Source organism: Streptomyces sp. NBC_00078 (assembly GCF_026343335.1).
Lineage (GTDB): Bacteria > Actinomycetota > Actinomycetes > Streptomycetales > Streptomycetaceae > Streptomyces.
Genome location: NZ_JAPELX010000001.1, coordinates 5,549,467 through 5,564,635, shown reverse-complemented (window position 1 = coordinate 5,564,635; position 15,169 = coordinate 5,549,467). Strand labels below are relative to the sequence as shown.

Annotated in this window: 15 protein-coding genes, 1 tRNA gene and 1 pseudogene; 3 read left to right on the top strand and 14 right to left on the bottom strand. The window is 68.7% G+C overall.

Translation table 11 applies throughout. From position 1 onward, the window contains the following. Positions 1 to 350: 350 nt before the first annotated feature. The 9 genes and pseudogenes from rplL to OOK07_RS26150 all read right to left on the bottom strand — a co-directional run bounded on the left by rplL (position 351) and on the right by OOK07_RS26150 (position 6,035). Positions 351 to 734, bottom strand: coding sequence for a 50S ribosomal protein L7/L12 (gene rplL / locus OOK07_RS26190; RefSeq protein ID WP_266520563.1), 384 nt, complete (start codon positions 732 to 734; stop codon positions 351 to 353). Between the two features lie 123 nt (positions 735 to 857). Then, complete coding sequence (gene rplJ, locus OOK07_RS26185; protein ID WP_266798858.1) at positions 858 to 1,388, bottom strand: 50S ribosomal protein L10; 531 nt, start codon at positions 1,386 to 1,388, stop codon at positions 858 to 860. Between the two features lie 401 nt (positions 1,389 to 1,789). Next, positions 1,790 to 2,086, bottom strand: a pseudogene (locus OOK07_RS26180) (DUF1396 domain-containing protein); the annotation flags it as partial. Between the two features lie 110 nt (positions 2,087 to 2,196). Further along, on the bottom strand, positions 2,197 to 3,117 hold the full coding sequence (locus tag OOK07_RS26175) for an SCO4651 family lipoprotein (protein ID WP_266798857.1): 921 nt from the start codon (positions 3,115 to 3,117) through the stop codon (positions 2,197 to 2,199). Positions 3,118 to 3,257: 140 nt separating this feature from the next. Continuing rightward, complete coding sequence (rplA, locus tag OOK07_RS26170) at positions 3,258 to 3,983, bottom strand: 50S ribosomal protein L1 (protein WP_266798856.1); 726 nt, start codon at positions 3,981 to 3,983, stop codon at positions 3,258 to 3,260. An 83-nt stretch (positions 3,984 to 4,066) separates the two neighbouring features. Next, complete coding sequence (gene rplK / locus OOK07_RS26165; RefSeq protein WP_020132675.1) at positions 4,067 to 4,501, bottom strand: 50S ribosomal protein L11; 435 nt, start codon at positions 4,499 to 4,501, stop codon at positions 4,067 to 4,069. A gap of 169 nt (positions 4,502 to 4,670) precedes the next feature. Beyond that, positions 4,671 to 5,489, bottom strand: a complete 819-nt coding sequence (gene nusG, locus OOK07_RS26160) for a transcription termination/antitermination protein NusG (RefSeq protein ID WP_266798855.1) — start codon at positions 5,487 to 5,489, stop codon at positions 4,671 to 4,673. Between the two features lie 80 nt (positions 5,490 to 5,569). Beyond that, positions 5,570 to 5,854, bottom strand: coding sequence for a preprotein translocase subunit SecE (secE, locus tag OOK07_RS26155; RefSeq protein WP_266798854.1), 285 nt, complete (start codon positions 5,852 to 5,854; stop codon positions 5,570 to 5,572). A 108-nt stretch (positions 5,855 to 5,962) separates the two neighbouring features. Then, positions 5,963 to 6,035, bottom strand: a tRNA-Trp gene (locus tag OOK07_RS26150). Between the two features lie 282 nt (positions 6,036 to 6,317). Here OOK07_RS26150 and OOK07_RS26145 point away from each other — a divergent pair. Next, positions 6,318 to 7,544 carry a pyridoxal phosphate-dependent aminotransferase gene (locus tag OOK07_RS26145; RefSeq protein ID WP_266798853.1) on the top strand — a complete coding sequence of 409 codons (1,227 nt, stop codon included), beginning with the start codon at positions 6,318 to 6,320 and terminating at the stop codon, positions 7,542 to 7,544. A gap of 115 nt (positions 7,545 to 7,659) precedes the next feature. Continuing rightward, entirely contained in the window at positions 7,660 to 8,721 is a 1,062-nt protein-coding gene (locus tag OOK07_RS26140; RefSeq protein ID WP_266683845.1) for an adenosine deaminase, read from the top strand. An 8-nt stretch (positions 8,722 to 8,729) separates the two neighbouring features. On the opposite strand, the gene OOK07_RS26135 is transcribed toward OOK07_RS26140, so the two are convergent. Continuing rightward, positions 8,730 to 9,326, bottom strand: a complete 597-nt coding sequence (locus OOK07_RS26135; protein WP_266798852.1) for a TetR/AcrR family transcriptional regulator — start codon at positions 9,324 to 9,326, stop codon at positions 8,730 to 8,732. Positions 9,327 to 9,430: 104 nt separating this feature from the next. Here OOK07_RS26135 and OOK07_RS26130 point away from each other — a divergent pair, with 104 nt between their 5' ends. Then, positions 9,431 to 10,063 (top strand): NAD(P)-dependent oxidoreductase, encoded by a 633-nt coding sequence (locus tag OOK07_RS26130; RefSeq protein WP_266798851.1) that lies wholly within the window; start codon positions 9,431 to 9,433, stop codon positions 10,061 to 10,063. 54 nt (positions 10,064 to 10,117) lie between these two features. On the opposite strand, the gene OOK07_RS26125 is transcribed toward OOK07_RS26130, so the two are convergent. The 4 genes from OOK07_RS26125 to OOK07_RS26110 all read right to left on the bottom strand — a co-directional run bounded on the left by OOK07_RS26125 (position 10,118) and on the right by OOK07_RS26110 (position 14,978). Continuing rightward, positions 10,118 to 11,212, bottom strand: a complete 1,095-nt coding sequence (locus OOK07_RS26125; protein WP_406312375.1) for a UDP-N-acetylmuramate dehydrogenase — start codon at positions 11,210 to 11,212, stop codon at positions 10,118 to 10,120. A 103-nt stretch (positions 11,213 to 11,315) separates the two neighbouring features. Continuing rightward, the gene (locus OOK07_RS26120; RefSeq protein ID WP_266801861.1) at positions 11,316 to 12,542 is read right to left on the bottom strand and encodes an IS110 family RNA-guided transposase; all 1,227 of its coding nucleotides are present in this window, start codon (positions 12,540 to 12,542) and stop codon (positions 11,316 to 11,318) included. Positions 12,543 to 12,846: 304 nt separating this feature from the next. Further along, entirely contained in the window at positions 12,847 to 14,289 is a 1,443-nt protein-coding gene (locus tag OOK07_RS26115; protein ID WP_266798847.1) for a DHA2 family efflux MFS transporter permease subunit, read from the bottom strand. Positions 14,290 to 14,438: 149 nt separating this feature from the next. Next, positions 14,439 to 14,978 carry a TetR/AcrR family transcriptional regulator gene (locus tag OOK07_RS26110; protein WP_266683836.1) on the bottom strand — a complete coding sequence of 180 codons (540 nt, stop codon included), beginning with the start codon at positions 14,976 to 14,978 and terminating at the stop codon, positions 14,439 to 14,441. Positions 14,979 to 15,169 lie beyond the last annotated feature (191 nt).

Below are 15,169 nucleotides of genomic sequence, written 5' to 3'. Positions count from 1 at the left end.
CCTCAATGCACGTTGATACTGCCCTCTTCGCCGTCGATCCATGCCTCGGATCCGGATCCTTGTGACGACGCGTCCTGAGAATTGCGCGCTGCGTGCGGTTCGTCAAGGCCCCTTTGCCCAAACCGGGTGCTGCCATCGTCACTTGCAGCCTGCACGGGGGCCTCTCGGAGGCACAACGAAGATCACCATACTCTCCGCGGACCCGGGTGCAAGGCAGTCGCCACACGGTGCCTCGGAACGCCGAAGAGCGACCACCCGGATGGATGATCGCTCTTCAGTGCGTCAGCGTTACAGCCCTCTGCGAGGAGCTGTGTCAGCCGGCAAGGGAGCCCCTGCGGGACTCCGTGGGGTTACTTGACCTCGACGGAGGCGCCGGCGCCCTTGAGGGACTCGGCGGCCTTCTCGGCGGCGTCCTTGGCGACCTTCTCGAGAACGGGCTTCGGGGCGCCGTCCACGAGGTCCTTGGCCTCCTTGAGACCCAGGGAGGTCAGCTCACGCACGACCTTGATGACCTGGATCTTCTTCTCGCCGGCACCCGTGAGGATGACGTCGAACTCGTCCTGCTCCTCAGCGGCCTCGGCGGGGGCGGCCGGACCGGCCGGACCGGCGACGGCAACCGCGGCGGCGGCGGTGACGTCGAACTTCTCCTCGAACGCCTTCACGAACTCGGAGAGCTGGATGAGGGTCATGCCCTCGAACTCGGCGAGCAGTTCGTCCTGGGTGAGAGCCACGATGGCTTTCCTTCCACTAATTTCGGCTGGTGCCGGGATGTACATGTCTGGCGGGCGTACGTTCGGCCCGCTACGACCTTCGCCTCAGGCAAGAAGCCTCAGACGGCGGTCATTTCGCGAGCCGAATTACTCGGCACCGCCCTGCTCGGCCTGCTTGGCGCGAAGCGCCTCCGCGGTGCGGACGAACTTCGACGGGAGCGCCTGGAAGACCTGGGCAGCCTGGGTCTGCTTGCCCTTGAAGGCGCCCGCCAGCTTGGCGAGCAGAACCTCGCGGGACTCAAGGTCCGCAAGCTTCTTGATCTCGTCGGCGGACAGCGCCTTGCCGTCAAGGACACCGCCCTTGATGACGAGGTTCGGGTTCTCCTTGGCAAAGTCACGAAGACCCTTCGCCGACTCCACCGGGTCACCGGTGACGAAGGCAACCGCCGTCGGACCGTTGAACAGGTCGTCGAGCGTCGAGATCCCGGCCTCGTTGGCCGCAATCTTGGTCAGCGTGTTCTTCACCACGGCGTACTGGGCGTTCTCACCGAGCGAACGGCGCAGCGTCTTGAGCTGCGCCACGGTGAGACCCCGGTACTCGGTCAGCACGGCGGCGTTCGAGCTGCGGAACTGCTCCGCGAGCTCGGCCACCGCGGCAGCCTTGTCGGGCCTTGCCATGAGCGTCGGCCTCCTTCCGGGTGATGACGACCGCTCGGAAGGGGCTGGGGAAAACGAAACGCCCCGGCGCAAGCGCTCGGGGCGTAGCTCAACCGATTGTGCGCGGCGTGAGCAGCGAACTCTCGGGAACGTTTCCACGATCACCTGCGCGGGTCGTCCGCGGTTCAGCGGATCCTTCGGCCACCGCACCCTCCAGGAGCGCACGGCAACGACCAGCGGTCTTTGGCTTCTCCAGGAGGGTACGCGAACGGCTCGCCGTCAAGCAAATCCGCTCCCAAGGCTCAGCCCTGGGCGCCCTTCAGCATCTCCGCGAGGTCGGCCGTGTCCTTGGCGGGCGGGGCGGCGACCTTCACCGGCTCGTTGATGTCGAGGAAGGTGATCTTCATGTCGAGGCGGCCCTTGTCGGTGGCCTGGCCCTGGGCCGTCATCCTCATGCTCATCGCCAGCGGCTTCATGCTCATCGCGGCGTCGCCGGTGACCCGGCCCTCGCCCGGGATGTCGCCGGTCATCCTGTAGCGCAGGGACGTGATGTCCTCGCTGTTCTTCGCCGCCTTGGCGACGGCCGCGGCAGGCGTCATCTCGGGCGACTGCTCTGCGGCGCCCTTCTGACAGCCGACCGCTCCCCCTGCGAGCAGCAGAGCGGCGAGACCGCCGGCCGTCGCTCTTCGGCGCGCCGAACCACGTACGGAAGACTCCATCGATTCCCCCCCAAGGAATGCATGGCAGATACACGGTGAGGGCGCGAGCTTAGCCTCAGGAGGTGACAGGAGTCACCCTCATTCCCATGGGCACCAGGAGAAACTGCGGGTCAGGACGTGGTGCCCGACCCGGCGCCCTGCTTCTTCAGCAGTTCCCTGAAGTCCTCGGTGTCGGCGGCCGCGGGCTCGGCGGCGGAGACTTTCACGCCGTAGTCGCTGTAGTACGCGGTCTGGGTGTACTCGCCGGCCGTCATCCGGCCCTTCTCCGTCTTCTTGACCAGGAGGTCCTGGCCGTCCACCCAGATGTCGACGGTCTCCGTGGTGACGCCGGCCTGGGTGAGCTGCTTCTTCAGGCCGGCGAGCTGGCTCGCGCTGAGGTTGGAGTTCTTGCCGGCGAGGTCGGCGACGTCCACCGTGCCCGAGTAGTGCATGGTGTTCACGCCGCGCACCTTCTCGGTGCCGGCCTTCTTGACGTCCCCGGAGGCCAGCAGGAGCTTCACCGACTGGTTGGGCGTCGTGTTCTGCATCTGGTCCTTGAGGTAGGCGCCGGAGCTCCCGCCGAGGTCGGCGAGGTCGGCATAGCCGTACCGGATCCAGTGTTTGCCGCCCGCCTGCTCGGCGAACTTCTCGCCCATCTTCGCGTAGTACGCGTCGGGCAGGTAGCGGGCCTCCATCGACGTGGTGCCGAGCTGGCGCATGGTGTCGGCCATGGTGCCGCCGGTGTAGGTGATGGTGAGGTTGCCGGTGAGGCCGTCGGCCCAGCCGAGGGCGCCGTCGGCCGTCATGGACATCAGGGAGCCCATGGTGGTCGTGGACTCGACCTTGGCGGAGTCGGCGCTGTCGGTGGACTTCTCGGCGGTGCGCAGAGCCGCTATGGGGCTGAGGTGCGTCGCGGCCTTCCCGGCTGCCCTGTCGTCATTGCCGGCCTTGCCGTCCTTGCGGGAGTCCGAGGAACTGCAGGCGGCCACAACCGACAGCGCGGTCAGCACCGCGATCGACAGGCTCACGCGGCGCACGGTCGTGCTCTTCATTGGTCCCCACCCCTATGCGATTGCTGTGCCCGCACGCTAACGCAGGGCACTGACACACGTCCGGGGAAAGGGACGAGCCCCGCACCTCGAAAGGTTGCGGGGCTCGCGTCAAGAACGCGTACGCGCGACTGCAGTCCGGATCAGACGGCGGCCGGGTCCTCCTCGACGAGGAGGTTGCGGGTGCGGTTGGAGTCGACCGGAACGCCGGGGCCGATCGTGGTGCTGATCGCGGCCTTCTTGATGTACCGGCCCTTGGCGGCGGACGGCTTCAGGCGGAGGATCTCGTCCAGCGCGGCCCCGTAGTTCTCCACCAGCTTGGTGTCGTCGAACGACACCTTGCCGATGATGAAGTGCAGGTTCGAGTGCTTGTCGACGCGGAACTCGATCTTGCCGCCCTTGATGTCGTTGACAGCCTTGGCGACGTCCGGGGTCACGGTGCCGGTCTTGGGGTTCGGCATCAGACCACGGGGACCGAGCACGCGGCCGAGGCGGCCGACCTTGCCCATGAGGTCCGGGGTGGCGACGACGGCGTCGAAGTCCAGACGGCCCTTCGCCACCTCGTCGATCAGTTCGTCGGAGCCGACGATGTCGGCGCCCGCGGCCTCTGCGGCCGCAGCACGGTCACCGGTCGCGAAGACCAGGACCCGGGCGGTCTTACCGGTGCCGTGCGGCAGGTTCACGGTGCCACGGACCATCTGGTCGGCCTTGCGCGGGTCGACACCCAGACGGAAGGCGACCTCGACGGTGCCGTCGAACTTGCTCGTGGAGGTCTCCTTGGCGAGACGGACGGCCTCGAGCGGGGCGTAGAGCTTGTCCCGGTCGATCTTGGCGTCCGCAGCGCGGAGAGACTTGCTGCGCTTGCTCACTACTGCTCCTGTGGGTTCTTAGGAGTCGTGGTCCGGGCCGAGCAGGCCCTGCCACTTCTGCTGACGTGCTGGGAGGTTGGGGCTCAGCCCTCGACCGTGATGCCCATGGAACGGGCGGTGCCGGCGATGATCTTCGACGCGGCGTCCAGGTCGTTGGCGTTGAGGTCGGGGAGCTTGGTCGTGGCGATCTCGCGGACCTGCGCCTCGGTGATCTTGGCGACCTTGGTCTTGTGCGGCTCGCCGGAGCCCTTCTCCACACCCGCGGCCTTGAGGATCATCTTCGCGGCCGGCGGCGTCTTGGTGATGAAGGTGAAGGAGCGGTCCTCGTAGACCGTGATCTCCACCGGGATCACCCAGCCACGCTGCGACTCGGTCGCGGCGTTGTACGCCTTGCAGAACTCCATGATGTTGACGCCGTGCTGACCCAGCGCGGGGCCGACCGGCGGGGCCGGGTTGGCCGCACCAGCGTTGATCTGGAGCTTGATGAGCCCCGTGACCTTCTTCTTCTTGGGAGGCATTACTCTCCGGGTCCTTTCGATTGAGGCGTGCCCGCGCCCGGGTCGCGTCCCGGATGAAGGCATACCGCACAACGATAACGGGTATAGGTGTGCGGCCAAAAACCGAGCAGGTCAGACCGGCTGTCGAGAGCCTGTCTGACCTGGTCGGAGGCGTGTGTTCCAGGAAGAACTAGTTCTTCTGGATCTGGTCGAACGACAGCTCGACCGGGGTCTCCCGACCGAAGATCTCCACCAGACCCTTGACCTTCTTCGAGTCGGGGTTGATCTCGTTGATGGTCGCCTGGAGCGTGGCGAACGGGCCGTCGGTGACGGTGACCGAGTCGCCGACCTCGAAGTCCAGCACCTGGACCTCGACCTTGCGCTGCGGGACGGGCTTGCCCTCGGCCTCGGCGGCCTCACGGGCTGCCTTCTCCTCGGCCTCCGGGGCGAGCATCTTGACGATCTCGTCCAGGGTCAGCGGGTAGGGGTCGTAGGCGTTGCCCACGAAGCCGGTGACGCCGGGGGTGTTGCGGACGACACCCCAGGACTCGTTCGTCAGGTCCATGCGGACGAGGACGTAGCCCGGGAGCTTGTTCTGCTTGATGGTCTTGCGGTCGCCGTTCTTGATCTGGACGACCTCTTCCTGCGGCACCTCGGCCTGGAAGATGTAGTCCTCGACGTTCAGCGAGACGGCGCGCTGCTCCAGGTTCGTCTTCACGCGGTTCTCGTAACCGGCGTAGGTGTGGATGACGTACCACTCGCCGGGCAGGGAGCGAAGCTCCTCGCGGAGCGCCTGGACCGGGTCGACGGGCTCGACCGGCTCGGGCTCCTCGTCGACGATCTCTTCCTCGTCCACGACCTGCAGGGCGGCCTCCTCGGCCGGCTCCCCCGCCTCGGCCTCGGCAGCCTCGAACTCGTCCTGCTCGTCCGCGCCCTCGACGATGTCGAGTTCGTCGTCCACGGACTCGTCCGGCTCGATGGCGTCGTCGTTCAGGTTCGTGTCAGACACGGTGGCTGCTTCTTCCTGGATACATGGGGGTGGAACATGCGAAAGGGGCGCCGGGTACCTCGGCGCCCTTCGCTCTCTGCTCAGCCGAAGACGTACTTGGCCGCGTGGTTGAGCCCATAGTCAATCACGGTGACCAGGCCGATCATGATGACGACGAAGACAATCACCACGGTGGTGTACGTCGTCAGCTGATTCCGCGTAGGCCAGACGACCTTGCGAAGTTCGGCGATGACCTGGCGATAGAAGAGGGCAAGCCTCTTGAACGGGCCCTTCTTGGCCCGCTTGCCGCCCTTGCGGGACTTCTTGGTCTCCCGCGCCTCGTCCTGGGCATCAGGCGTGTCGATGGAGCCCACGGCGTCCGCCATTCGTCCTCACCTGTTCCCGGGTCGTGGCCGTGCCGCGCCCGGTCTGAGCCGCACGGCGTTGCAGTGCATTACGTACATGCGCACACATCCTGGCGAAGGTGTGTGTAGCAGGGCCGGAGGGACTTGAACCCCCAACCGCCGGTTTTGGAGACCGGTGCTCTACCAATTGAGCTACGACCCTTTGTATGTCCACCAACGTACCGCATCCGACCGAGTGCTCGGTGTGCACCGTCCGCGGCGCGGCTGCTGATGGCCAACGAGGTGAGAGTGTACGTGGTCCGAAGCGCCCCGTCGAACAGAAAGCGCCTGTAGGGGTCTTGGGGAAGGAAGATCGCCGGAAAACCCACGGAAGATCACCCATCCCATCGTGTGAACCCGGACAGGTGTTCAGGGACCGGCCCCAGGATGTTCAGTCCGTGAAACCCCTGTGCCGGGGACGTTTCCGGTCTGAAACGATGGGGGCATGAGCGCTGCAACCCCTCCCACCGAGCGCCGGGTCTCCGCCCGAGTCGGCGCGATCTCCGAGTCCGCCACCCTCGCCGTGGACGCCAAGGCCAAGGCCCTCAAGGCCGCCGGACGTCCGGTGATCGGCTTCGGCGCAGGTGAGCCGGACTTCCCGACTCCGGACTACATCGTCGAGGCCGCGATCGAGGCCTGCAGGAACCCGAAGTACCACCGGTACACGCCGGCCGGCGGTCTGCCCGAACTGAAGGCCGCGATCGCCGCGAAGACGCTGCGCGACTCGGGCTACGAGCCGGACGTCTCTCAGATCCTGGTCACCAACGGCGGCAAGCAGGCCATCTACGAGGCCTTCGCGGCGATCCTCGACCCGGGCGACGAGGTCATCGTGCCGGCGCCGTACTGGACGACGTACCCGGAGTCGATCCGTCTGGCCGGCGGTGTCCCGGTCGAGGTCGTCGCGGACGAGACGACCGGCTACCGCGTGAGCGTGGAGCAGCTGGAGGCGGCCCGAACGGAGAAGACGAAGGTCGTCCTCTTCGTCTCGCCGTCCAACCCGACCGGCGCGGTGTACTCCGAGGCCGACACCGAGGCGATCGGCCGCTGGGCCGTCGAGCACGGCCTGTGGGTGCTGACCGACGAGATCTACGAGCACCTGGTCTACGGCGACGCGGTCTCCGTGTCCCTGCCGGCACTGCTGCCCGAGCTGCGCGACAAGTGCATCGTGGTCAACGGTGTGGCGAAGACGTACGCGATGACGGGCTGGCGCGTGGGCTGGGTCATCGGTCCGAAGGACGTGATCAAGGCCGCGACGAACCTGCAGTCGCACGCCACGTCGAACGTGTCGAACGTCGCCCAGGTGGCCGCCCTGGCCGCCGTCTCCGGCGACCTGGACGCGGTCGCGACGATGCGCGAGGCCTTCGACCGCCGCCGCAAGACCATCGTGCGGATGCTCAACGAGATCGACGGCATGGTCTGCCCCGAGCCCGAAGGCGCCTTCTACGCGTACCCGTCGGCGAAGGGCCTGCTCGGCAAGGAGATCCGCGGCAAGCGTCCGCAGGACACGGTCGAACTGGCCGCGCTGATCCTGGAGGAGGCCGAGGTCGCGGTCGTCCCGGGCGAGGCCTTCGGCACGCCCGGCTATCTGCGGCTGTCGTACGCCCTGGGTGACGAGGATCTCGTCGAGGGCGTCAGCCGGATCCAGAAGCTGCTCGCGGAGGCGCAGGACTGACCTCGCCGCAGGCGGACGGGTCCCCTCGGGTGAGGGGGCCCGTTTTTTGTGCGAGCAAGACCACGTACGGGCAATCCGCTACCGCGAGGGCCGGGGCGTACGGCAGGATCCTGGAATGCTGAGCTCTTCAGGGGGGCACCCCCCGAACCCCCCGCGTGTACGTGATGTCTCCGAGCTGCCGAAGGCCCATCTGCACCTGCATTTCACCGGGTCGATGCGGCCCACCACCGTGCTGGAGCTGGCCGACAAGTACGGGGTGCGACTGCCCGATGCGCTGACCGAGGCGCTCACCAGCGGGGAGCCGCCGAAGTTGCGGGCGACCGACGAGCGGGGCTGGTTCCGCTTCCAGCGGCTGTACGACGCCGCGCGCTCGTGCCTCAGAGAGCCCGAGGACATCCGGCGGCTGGTGCGGGAGGCCGCGGAGGAGGATGTGAAGGACGGTTCGGGGTGGCTGGAGATCCAGGTGGACCCGACGTCGTACGCACCCCGGCTGGGTGGGTTGATCCCGGCGCTGGAGATCATCCTGGACGCGGTGGAGACCACGTCGCGCGAGACGGGGCTCGGGATGCGGGTTCTGGTCGCCGCGAACCGTATGAAGCACCCGCTGGACGCGCGCACGCTGGCCCGGCTGGCGGTGCGGTACGCGGGCCGGGGCGTGGTGGGCTTCGGGCTCTCCAACGACGAACGCCGGGGCATGGCGAGGGACTTCGACCGGGCGTTCAACATCGCGCGCGAGGGCGGACTGCTGTCCGCCCCGCACGGCGGCGAGCTGACCGGCCCGGCGTCGGTGCGGGACTGCCTCGACGACCTGGACGCGAACCGGATCGGGCACGGCGTGCGGGCGGCGGAGGACCCTCGCCTGCTGAAGCGCCTGGCGGAGCGGGGTGTGACCTGCGAGGTGTGTCCCGCCTCGAACGTGGCCCTGGGGGTCTACGAGAAGCCCGAGGACGTCCCGCTGCGCACGCTGTTCGAGGCGGGGGTCCCGATGGCGCTCGGCGCCGACGACCCGCTGCTGTTCGGCTCACGGCTGGCCGCCCAGTACGACATCGCCCGCCGCCATCACGCCTTCACGGACGAGGAGTTGGCGGAGCTGGCCCGCCAGTCGGTGCGTGCTTCGGCGGCACCGCAGGACGTGCGGGCGAAGCTGCTGGCAGGGGTGGACGACTGGCTGGCCTAGGTCCTAGGTCAGTCGGCGATGCCGATCAGCAGGGTACGTGCCAGGCGCGCGGCGAAATCGTCCACCGGCGGCCTTACGGCCTCCCTCGTCGCGTCGTAGGCGAACGCCCGCTGCGCGCAGGCGCCCAGCAGCAGTGACGCGGCCGCGAAGGTGTCCGCGTCGCGGCAGACCCGGCCGAGTTCCTGCTCGGCCCGCAGGTAGGTGTCCAGACCCTGGATGGGCATGTGCGGGCCCGTTCCCATCTGCCGCATCGCGTCGTCGTGGCGCCGCTTGAGCTGGGTCTCGGCATACAGGGACGCGGCGATCGGGAAGCTCTCCTCGTAGAAGAGGGCGGCGTGGCGGGCGATCTCGGTCAGGTTCTCCTCCAGCGTGCCCTGCCCGGGCTCGGCGGCCAGCCTGCTCAGCAGCGGCGTCAACTGGGACAGCCGTTCCGAGAGAACCCGGATGAACAGCTCCTCCTTGCTCGCGAAGTACTTGTAGAGCGCGGCCTCGGAGCAGTCGGCCGCTCTGGCGATCTCCTTGGTGGTGGTGCGGGCCAGCCCGACGGTGAGCATCAGCTCGTGAGCGGCATCGAGGATGCGGACCCGGGCCGGCTTCGTTTCCATGGGTCGTCCAATCAGGCTTGACGGGTGGGTGAGTGCCCACTCACTCTAGTGGGGAGAGGTGGTGAGTGAATACTCACCCACCGTTTAGAGGTACGGGAGTAGCCATGAAACTCACCGTTTTCGGCGCCACCGGCGGCATAGGCCGGGAGATCGTCCGCCAGGCCCTGGGCGCGGGTCACGAGGTGACGGCGGTCGTGCGGGATCCCGCACGGCTGTCCGTGACGGGCGATCGGCTGGAGGTGTTCAGGGACGACCTGACCGACCCGGAGAAGGTCCGGTCCGCGGTGGCCGGCCGGGACGTGGTTCTGTCGGGGCTCGGTGCGCGCAGCCGCAAGGACGCGGGGGTGGCGACCCGGCTCACGCACACAGTGCTGGGTGCCATGAGGGCGGAGGGGGTGCGGCGGCTGCTCGTGGTGAGCGCGGGACCGATCGGCCCGCAGCCCGAGGGGGACGGTCCCCTCGACCGCACGGCGCGCGCCATCGTCTCCGCACTGCTCAAGGACGTCTACGCCGACCTGGGCGCCATGGAGGCCGAGCTGGCCGGCAGCGCGTCGGACTGGACGGTCGTACGGCCGCCCCGGCTGCAGGACAAGCCGGTGACGGGCACCTACCGGACGGTGGTCGGCGGCTTCCCGGCCAGGGGCCGCTTCATCGGGCGCGCGGACGTGGCGCACGCGATGCTGGCGATGGCGGAGGATCCGGGGACGGTGAAGCAGGGAGTGGGCGTGGCGTACTGAGGCATTCCTGCGCCCGCCCTGCCGGTCCCCCAGCCGGCCCCTGCAAGCCGCCCTCTACAGGCTGACGCCGACTGTCACCGGCTCGTTGACGAGTGTGATGCCGAAGGCCTCGTGGACGCCGGCGACTACCTCGCGGGCAAGTGCGAGCAGGTCCTCGGTGGTGGCCTCGCCCCGGTTGGTGAGGGCGAGGGTGTGCTTGGTGGAGATGCGGGCGGCGCCGGTGCCGTAGCCCTTGGCGAAGCCGGCCTTGTCGATCAGCCAGGCGGCGGAGGTCTTGGTGTGCCCCTCCCCCGCCGGATATGCGGGCGGCTCCACGCCGTCGCCGAGCCGCTCCTGCACGCGCGCGTGGAACGCGGCGAACTGGGCGTCGGTGAGGATCGGGTTGGTGAAGAAGGAGCCGGCCGACCAGGTGTCGTGGTCCTCGGGGTCCAGGACCATGCCCTTGCCGGCGCGCAGCTCAAGGACGGTCTCCCGGGCGGCGGCCAGCGGGACGCGGTCCCCGGGCTCGACGCCGAGGGCGCGGGCGGTCTCGGCGTACTTGACGGGCGCCGAGAGTCCGTCGGCGTCCTCCAGCTCGAAGCGGACGCGCAGGACGACGTACCGCTCAGGGTCGGCCTTGAAGCGGCTGTGCCGGTACGAGAACGCGCAGTCGGCGCTCGGGACGGTGACCGTCTCGCGCATGTGCCGGTCGTAGGCGATCACTTCGGTGATGGTGGAGGAGACCTCCTGGCCGTACGCGCCCACGTTCTGGATGGGGGTGGCGCCGGCCGAGCCCGGGATTCCGGCCAGGCATTCGATGCCGGCGAGACCGGCCTCCACGGTGTGGGCGACGGCGCCGGTCCACACCTCGCCGGCGGCCAGCTCCAGGCGGGTGCCGGCGAGGTCGAAGCCCTTGGTCGCGATGACCAGCGCGGTGCCCGCGAAGCCCTTGTCGCCGATGACCAGGTTCGACCCGCCGCCGATCAGCAGCAGCGGCGTCCCGGTGTCGTCGGCCTCGCGGACGGCGGCGACCACCTCGGCGTCGGTGGTCGCGGTGAGCAGCCGGGTGGCGGGACCGCCCAGCCGGAACGTGGTCAGCGGGGCGAGGGGAGCGTCGTGGAGTTCCTGCACGCGCTCAAGACTACGAGACGCCACTGACAGCCCCGGCAACGATCGGCCGACGGCCCGGCCACGCGCGCGTAACGGCCCCGCCGGGGTGGGCGGGGCCGTTACGCGCGCGGTGCTCAGGTCAGACACCCCATGTCGTTTGGTGTCAAGCGGCAGGGGTGTGGGCGTGGTGCGACCAGGCGGTCGCTTCGTCGTAGAGGGTTCGGGTCTTGAGGCATCCGTGGAGGATGCCGACGAGGCGGTTGCCGAGCTGCCGCAGGGCCGGGTTGTAACCGGCCTCGCGGGCGCGTTGTTTGTCGTAGTAGTGGCGGGCGCCGGGCGAGGCGCGCAGGGCGGAGAACGCCTGGGTCTGCAACGCATCGGCGAGCCGGTTGTTGCGGACGTATCGGGCCTGGACGGTATGGCTCTTGCCGGAGGCCCGGGTGATGGGGCTGGTGCCGGCGTAGTTCTTGCGGGCTTTGGCGGACGCGTAGCGGGTGGGGTCGTCCCCGAACTCGGCGAGCACCCGGGCGCCGGTGATCTCCGCGATGCCGGGCATCGAGAGGTAGATCTCAGCGTCTGGGTGCTTGAGAAAATGGGCCCTCACCTGCCCTTCCAGGTCGGCTATCTGCTCGTTCAGGGCGATCAGCAGCTTCGCGTGAGCGGTGACGGTGGCCGCGTAGGCGGTCGTGACCGGCTCGGGCAGGCCCAGCTGCCGTTCGCGCAGCGCGGCCTGGATCGTGGCCGCTTTCGCGTCCCGGTTGCGCCGGCGGGCACGGGCCAGAACGGCGGTGATCTGGGCACGGGTCAACTTCGCCCCGGCCGCCGGGGTAGGGGCCTTGATCAGCAGTTCCAGGGCGTCCGTGCTGGTCAGTGTGAGGTCCGCGTAGGCGGCCAGGGCGGCGGGGAAGTACTCGCGCAGCGTGCTGCGCAGCCGCTGGAACGTGCGAACGCGTTCCCAGATCAAGGTCTGGTGGGCGCGGGCGACGACCTTGACGGCCTGCGCCTGCTCGCTGTCCCCGGCCACCGGCCGCAGCTGGGCCCGGTCGATGCGGACCATGTCCGCCAGCGCGTGCGCGTCGCCCCTGTCGCTCTTGGCGCCGGAGGAGGCATAGCGTTCCTTGAACCGGGCGACCTGCCGCGGGTTGATGGCATAGACCTGGTAGCCGGAGGCGATCAGGGCCTGCACCCAGGAGCCGCGGTCGGTCTCGATCCCCACCACCACGTCGGCGGCATCCAGGCCCTCGCCGCCGTGCTTGGCCAGGAGCTCGTGCAGCTTCGCGATTCCCTCCACGCCCTCGGGCAGCCTCGCCGCGGCGAGTTTTCGGCCTGCCTCGTCCTGGACCTCGACGTCGTGGTGGTCTTCGGCCCAGTCATCGCCGATCAGCAGCAACTCGTCCTCCTGGTCAGGTGCTTTGCTCCATGCAGCCTGCGGAAGGCACGGCACGCGGCCTAATGGATCCAGTGCTCACGCCCCACTGCCCGGCGGGCACGCCACCCCATCAACGGTCTGGCCTCCCGGCCGACCAGCAGGGGCACGGTCTGACCTCAGAAGTCGAATGCTTCCGGCGTCGGTAGTGCTCACCTGCTGGCGGCTACGGACCCGAGCATTCCCCGGCTCCGTAGCTCCCATTAGGCGCCGGAACGCCTCTCCCCGTTGAGCGGGAGTTCGTCGCCGGACCCACACCTTCCAGGGGTCAGTGGGACGCCGTCTCCAGCGCGGCTGTCGGGGCCTCTTCGGCCGCTTTCACGGTCTCGGCGGCGCGCAGCCTGGTGGGTATCAGCAGGGCAGCCACCGCGGCGACCGCGACAACCGCGGAGCCCGTCACCAGCGCGGGCTGCAAGCCGTCGACGAAGGCCCGCGGGGACTCGTAGCCACCCTGTGCCGAGAAGATCGACGCCATGATCGCGATGCCGAGTGCGCCGCCGACCTCGCGCAGTGCGTTGTTGGCGCCGGAGGCGATGCCCTGTTCCTTGGGCAGGACGCTGGACATGACCAGGTTGGCGGCGGGGGCGAAGTAGAGGGCCATGCCGATGCCGCTGATGATCAGGGCGGGCAGCTGGGCGGCGTAGGAGACGCCGGGTGCCACCACCGCGGCCATCCAGCCGAGGCCGACGGCCTGCAGGAACAGGCCGGTGGCGACGACGGGACGGCCGCCGATGCGGTCGGACAGGATGCCGGCGACCGGGGCGACCAGCATCGGCATGCCGGTCCAGGGCAGCATCCTGAGGCCCGCCTCGGTGGGCGAGTAGCCGAGGACACCCTGCATGAACTGGCTGAGCAGGAAGATCGAACCGAACATGCCGAGGAACATCAGCAGGCTGGCCGCGTTGATCCCGGCGAAGGCACGGGAGCGGAACAGCCGCATCGGGAGCATGGGGTTCTTGGCGCGGATGCCGTAGCCGACGAAGCCGACGAGGAGCGCGGTGCCGGCGAACAGGCCGGTGAGCACGAGGGAGCTGGTCCAGCCGTCGGCGGGCCCGCGTACCAGGCCGTAGACGATCCCGAACAGGCCGCCGCTGGCGAGCAGGGTGCCGGGGACGTCCAGCGGGGCGCCGGAGCCGTACGACTCGGCCAGGCGCAGGTGGGCGAGCGGCAGCAGGGCGATGCCCAGCGGGACGTTCAGCCAGAAGATCCAGTGCCAGGAGACGTGCTCGGTGAGGCTGCCGCCGATGAGCGGTCCGGAGGCGACGGCGAGCCCGTTGACGGCGCCCCAGATGCCGTAGGCCATGCCGCGCTTGGCGATGGGCACGGCCGCGGTCAGCAGGGTGAGCGTCAGCGGCATCATGATCGCCGCGCCGACGCCCTGGACCGCGCGGGCGGCGATCAGGGAGTTGATGCCGGTCGCCATGGCTGCGGCGGCGGAGGCACCGGTGAAGACGGTGAGGCCGACGAGGAAGAGCCTGCGGCGGCCGAAGCGGTCGCCGAGCGCCGCGCCGAACATCAGGAGGACGGCGAAGGTGAGTGTGTACGCACTCACCGTCCATTCCAGGTCACCCAGCGCCCCGCCGAGGTCCTTGCGGATGGAGGGCAGGGCGGTGGTGACGACGAGGTTGTCCAGGGCCGCCATGAATCCGGCGACACTGGTGATGACGAGGGCCCAGACGGTCCCCCCGCGACGTGCGGTCTGCTGTGACATCGCTCCCCCAGCGGGTGATCGGTCGTACGAATCGGTGGATGTTGCATTGCGTTAGTTATTGATCACTAACTTCTGCGGCCACGCAAAGACGGTTGCGAGCCCTTCCCGCCGGCTATTGCTCCAGACGGCCCAGCACGCTTGAGCCGCGCCTAAGGACAGAGCCCTTCCCAGACGCGATGTCCGGGAGGAAACCCCATGGCCACCAGGCAGTTGATGAGCATCCCGGACGCCAAGAACCTCGTCGTCTCGTCCACGTCGGCGCCGAGCGGCAGATGAACCGTGTCCCACAGCCGCATCCAGCCCGCCCGGACCTCCTCGCCGAGTTCGTGGTCACCGGCCTGCTCGGCGGCCGCCACGGTGACGTACATCTGCATCTGCATCAGCAGCCTCTCGGGCCGCTCCGCGATCAACTGGGTGTACGCGTTCGCCATGGCAGTCCGGGCTTCTTCGCCCTCCAGCCCTTCGGCGGCCTCCTCGAACGTGCGGATCGTGTCCTCCATGCAGCGCTGCGCCACCGCGAGAAACATCGCCTTCTTGCCCGGGAAGAGCCGGAAGAGATACGGCTGTGAAACGCCGACCCGCTTGGCGATCGCCTCGGTCGACGTGCCGTAGTAACCACCGCGGGCGAACTCTGCGGTCGCCGCACGAATGACGCTCTCGCGCCTCTCCTCTGCGCTCATTCTGGCCATGGCAGTAAGTTAGTACTCAGTCACTAACTAGGTCAAGCGGTTGTAGAGAAGGGGCCGAAAGGGAGGAAAGGAGAGGGGAAAGAAAGAGGAGGAAGGGGAGGAAGGGGGAGGAAGAGGGGGGATGGGATGCCGGTGCTGCCGCTGGACGCACGGGAACGCTCTCTCGCCACGAGTCGTTGTCGCAGGTAGGG